The sequence below is a fragment of the Metallosphaera yellowstonensis MK1 genome, from assembly GCF_000243315.1.
Classification (GTDB): Archaea; Thermoproteota; Thermoprotei_A; order Sulfolobales; family Sulfolobaceae; genus Metallosphaera; species Metallosphaera yellowstonensis.
This window is the reverse complement of the sequence record NZ_JH597758.1, coordinates 15,770-20,960: the sequence shown is the minus strand read 5'-3', so window position 1 is coordinate 20,960 and position 5,191 is coordinate 15,770. Positions and strand designations below refer to the sequence as shown.

Genomic DNA, 5,191 nt, shown 5'->3' with positions numbered 1-5,191 from the left:
CGAGTTACTTGGGAAGGACGCGCTATTGAATGAAACGGTGGCTGAGATCGAGAGGAGGGCCCTGGAGGAGGCGGAGAGGACCTCCCCCCGGGTACGCCAGGGGGAAGGAGGTGAGGAGGAGGGGTTACGCCAGGTACAGGTTCCTGAGGGGGTTCAAGGTCTCCCTCCGGGGGGTCGTGTACGGGCTGGAGTGGGTCACGGTGAGCTTGCCCGTGCTGTACAGGGGAGAGGGTGAGGACGAGGGTGGAGGAGTCGCTCAGGGAGGAGGGGCTGGTGCTCAGGGCCCTTCTCCTGCCCGTGTTGGGAGGGAACGCCAAGCTCTGGACCCAGGAGCTGGAGGTGAGGGGGGACTTCAAGTACGTGGTCGTGGACGGGAAGTACGTGAAGTTGAGGGGAGGGAGAGGGGGGTCCTCTTAATCGCGTTGGGACTCACTGACCACGGTGTGAGGGCCGTGCTTGACGTGGTCCTGACCGGGGAGGAGGACGTCGTGAGCTACTGGGACCTCCCGGTGAGGCTGTGGAGGAGGTACAACCTCACCCTGGTCGTAGCCGACGGGGTGAAGGTCCTAGACACGGCCATCTCCCGCTCCTGGATCAAGGTCGCGAGGCAGACCTGCCTGGTCCACCTCAAACGAAGCAGGAGGGTGAAGGTCTTGCTGGACCTCCTCCTCTCCCTCGCCGAGTCCGTCTCCACCCGTGGCTCCCGTGGTAGTCCCGATAGTCGGCTTACACGCGAAACCTTCGCCGAGTCCGTCCCCACCCGTGGCTCTCCCCTCCTCTCCTACCTCCTCGCCCCCAGGGAGCTCTGGCCCCTCCTCAGGTCAAACAACCTGGCCGAGTCCTTCAACTCCCTCCTGGAGAGTTCGGGAAGTGCCACTCCCCCTGGAGGACCGGATCGCCCGGGCCATAGCCCTCAACTACAACCTCTCGACCTGTTATCTCATCATTGTAATAATATTACAAGAACCCTTATTTCTTCGTGATATGATCAAATATATTCAGTAATTCCTTCATTGAATAAGTCTAAACCGAGAGATATATTACAATTTGCAAAGGAGCCCTGAATCACCCTGCAGTACTAGTAGCTAAGCCTTATGTTAACGGTGATTTTTTAGTAGTTGCTCCTGACACATTAGTAGGAGATTTGAACTTGTCCAAGTTGCGTGTAAACTCTTTTCTAGTTACCGCTGTTAATGATCCAAGGCCCTATGGCGTTGTAGTAGTTAAAGACGGTAAAGTAATAGATGTTGAAGAGAAACCAAAGGTACCTAAGTCTAACTTGATAATTGTACCTTACTATCACTTTGATGAGACAATTTTCTCAGCCCTGAGAAGGTCAGTTATGAAGGCGAACTTCAGTTGACTTATGGTATTAAACTTTTATTAAATGAGGGAGTTGAATTTAGTGCTGTAGAAGTAAAAGAAGTATATGATTTAGGCAATTTTAACGGATATGTCGAATATTTGAAAAACTTAAGCAAAAAGATCTGATAGATTTTTCTTTCTTATAGTTTTATCCATAGTGTCCTTTTTATCCATAAATGCTTTAATTCTTCTTTTACGATTTTTACTCGTGGTTGAGGAAATACCTATAATTGTGGTAAACTATAATGGTATAGAACTGCTTAAGAAGTATTTGGACAGTGTCTTACAAACCCAATACCCATCAAAGGTAGTAGTTGTTGATAATGGGTCAAAAGACGGTAGTGTTGAGTACTTAAAGAAGATAAGGAGTTGAAGTCATTCAATTGGACAAAAACTACGGACCTGCCTACGCTAGAAACGTTGCTATAAAGAAGTTTAAGACTAAGTTTATAGCATTTTTAGATAATGACGTAATGGTATCTAAAGACTGGTTAGACTCTTTAGTAGAGGTTATTAGCTCAGATGATAAAATAGCAGCAGTACAGAGCCTCTATACTGAATGGCCGTACGATGACGAACCGAGGGAGATACCTTGGTTTTCTACTGCAGCCGCCCTTACCAGGCGTGACGTATTAGAGAAAGTAGGAGGTTTTGATGAACATTATTTTTTTCTACTGGGAGGACGCTGAACTGTCGTGGAGGCTTTATCGGACCGGGTATAGAGTATTAATGGCCCCTAAATCAAGGGTCTACCACGAAGCTCACGGTACTTTTAAAAAATTACCATCTCCTTTTACGAGTTACCTTTTAATGAGGAACCAATTAATTCTATTGTTAACATACTATAGCAAGAAGAAAATAATTACAAACTTTCTTCCTATATTCATCATAAGGCTATTTCAATCTTTTTTACCACCTAATAGAACGGCTAAACTTAAAGGTGTGTTATCTGTATTTACGGAACTGGATTACGTGAAATTAAAGAGGAAAGAGCTAGAGAAAATAAGCATTAACTGGGACGACATATTTCTTAATTACGTAGGAAAAGAGCCATTTGGTTACCCAGAATTTAGGTCGTTAATTGAAGCTATAAAGATGAAAGTTTTAAATAAAAAAGATTAAGTGTAATAATATATAATTATTAAGATATTTAAGAGATTAAACAGAAATAATAGATTTATTCAGATAGTAAGATTTTTCTCTATAAAAATTTTAAATTGAACAAAAAGACGATATCACCTATTAGAGTCCCTATGAGCAATACTGAATCGAATACATAATATATAAGTTTTTAATTGATATTAATGCATAAGATTTTCATGATAGTAATTAAAATCTTGTTATAGATAACTATCTTAAAGATAAGACAGAAGAGAATTAAAAGACTAATTGCTGACAAGATATTATAAATATGAGGAAAAACTATGTCATACTGTAGCTATAAATGAAGGAATAAGTAAAGCTAAAGGAGAATATATCTTAATTTTAAATGCTAACATACGAAAGGGCAATTAGATTTCAGAAAATACTTGAAACAATTAGAGGCGTAAAAGCTATCATATATTCATTACTTTTTATAGGTTCGGTGAAAGGTGAAGGGAACTCAGACAAGGTTCTTTTATTAATCTAAATTTTAGGTCTATGAAAATCTCTGACTTGTAGGTCATATTGCTATATAGAAAAGCTAAACAGTAATATTATTATTAGATAGAAACAATAGGAAAGATTTTGCTTAATACCGCCTAAACTTAGTAGAACCTTTAACATAAAAATTAATTATACTTTTACATAGTTTACACTACTAGCTTGTATATCTGCATTAACGGTAATATTTTTAGTCTTTAAAATCCAAGAAAGTATAAATAAGAAAAATAATTAATAGAGCACATACTTAGATAAAGTTTATTATACACTAATATTCTTCTTTACAAAACTGAGAAAAATATTATAGGAAAACTTAAATATAGCTTTCATAAAAAGGTTCATTTATACATGAATGACACAAAAGAACCTTTGCTAAGTATTATAGTAATAAATTTTGGTGAAGAAGAGCATCTACATAAATTAATATCTTCACTAGAAAAATCGACTTTTAAGGACTTCGAATTACTCTTAGGTGATGTTATTTTAAGTAATTCAAATAATACAAAAATAAAGGGTACTGTGTCCGAGAAATTGATATCAAGTGATATTAATTTCAAACTAATAAGACTTGAGAATAATTACGGTGCACCAGGAAATAGAAATGTACTACCTTCTTATGCTAAAGGAGAGTACTTATTATTCCTTGATAATGATACTGAGATATTAGAAGACACCTTAACAAATGTAATGGATTTTATAAAGAAAGAAAACTCTAATTTAGTAGTTCAATTAAAACTAGTTTACCCTAACGGCTTAATAGATAGTTGCGGTGGATTAATTAGCGATCTAGGATATCCAGTAGAGCTGAATAGAAATAGTAAAGCTAATGAGAAGTGCTTTGAAATAAAGGAAATCTTTTACGCTAAGGGTGCAGCTATGCTAGTAAATAGAAGAATCTTTAAAGAGTTAGGCGAGTTTGATAAGGATTTTTTTTACGGCTATGGCGATACTGATTTTTCGTTTAGGGCTTTAAAGAGGGGTTATAAGGTAGTTTTTTTCCCTGCTACGGTAATTCATCATGAGCATGGTTCGTTTTCTAAGGATTTGAGAAGTAGGGAAATAAGGCTAACGTATTTTCTAGAGAGTAGGAAGCTTTATTTCCTCTTAAAGAACTTCAGTAGGGGGTATTTGTTTAGGAAAATGCCTAAAGTCCTTTTCTACTTCTTCGGTTCAATGCTCATGGACTTAGTTAAGAGGAGGAAGACTTATTTGTTTAAAGCCAGGGTTAAGGCATTACTTTGGGTTATATCCAAATTACCAGAAATTTACAGAAAGAGGAAGAATGAAATTTTCGTTAATGAGGAAGAATTAATCAGAAGAGGTTTAATAGTAAAACACCAATTAAAAAGATAAAAATGTTTATTCTTTTATCTATATTAACAGCAGTTATGGGAATCTTAGGGAGGTAATACCAAGAAGTTGGTATTAACGAGAAGTTTTTAATTTTTCGACGTCTTCCTGCTGAAAAGATGCTGAACGGAAAAGGACAAATCGAGTTGGCTAGGGAGAGGCTGGTCAAGGCGGTCAACCAGGTTCTGGGCGTGGTCAGGAGGAAGGGGAGGAGCAGGAAGGTCGGGTTGGCGCTAGTCCTCATGGTCCTGGTAGGTGGGAGGGCCAGCGTGAGGAACGCGGCCGAGACGTTCGGGTTGGACTACGCAAACCTGCTGGAGGCGTTGGGAGAACTCCACGACGCGTGGAGGGACTACCTGGAGGTCCTGTCGGGGCTGGTGAAGGGTCAGGTGGCCGTCATCATAGACGACACCGTGGACCACAAGGAGTACTCCAGGGGGAAGGACGTGAGCCCCCACGGGAACTACTGGATCTACTGCCACACCCACGGGAGGTTCGAGAGGGGCGTGCAGCTCCTCACGGTCGCCATAGTGGACCTCTCCACGGGCAGGACGTTCATGGTGGGGGCCTTCCCCTACGCCGTGAGGAAGATGTTGGACTTGGGGATGGTCAACGAGTTCAAGACCAAGATCGACTTGGCCAGGGAGATGTTGGACGTGCTCAAGGGGCGCTTCCGCGTGTCCAGGGTCGTCTTCGACTCGTGGTACTGGTCCGAGAAGCTGGTGAAGGAGAACGTGGTGTCTGAGCTCAAGTCCAACCGAACTCAGGGTCGAGTCGGCCCAGGGGACCCTCGAGGAGGTGGAGGGACACCTCCCAGTGGGAGACCTACCCC

General features: G+C 41.5%; 2 protein-coding genes and 3 pseudogenes. All 5 read left to right on the top strand.

Features of this window, described 5'->3' with window-relative positions:
* Positions 1 to 1,005: pseudogene (locus tag METMK1DRAFT_RS00670) on the top strand (transposase); the annotation flags it as partial.
* A 145-nt stretch (positions 1,006 to 1,150) separates the two neighbouring features.
* The gene (locus METMK1DRAFT_RS19790) at positions 1,151 to 1,363 is read left to right on the top strand and encodes a sugar phosphate nucleotidyltransferase (protein WP_245544507.1); all 213 of its coding nucleotides are present in this window, start codon (positions 1,151 to 1,153) and stop codon (positions 1,361 to 1,363) included.
* Between the two features lie 210 nt (positions 1,364 to 1,573).
* A pseudogene (locus METMK1DRAFT_RS19620) lies at positions 1,574 to 2,487 on the top strand (glycosyltransferase family 2 protein).
* Between the two features lie 870 nt (positions 2,488 to 3,357).
* Positions 3,358 to 4,362, top strand: a complete 1,005-nt coding sequence (locus METMK1DRAFT_RS15870; RefSeq protein ID WP_009069578.1) for a glycosyltransferase family 2 protein — start codon at positions 3,358 to 3,360, stop codon at positions 4,360 to 4,362.
* Positions 4,363 to 4,478: 116 nt separating this feature from the next.
* Positions 4,479 to 5,191 (top strand): annotated as a pseudogene (locus METMK1DRAFT_RS00650) (transposase); the annotation flags it as partial.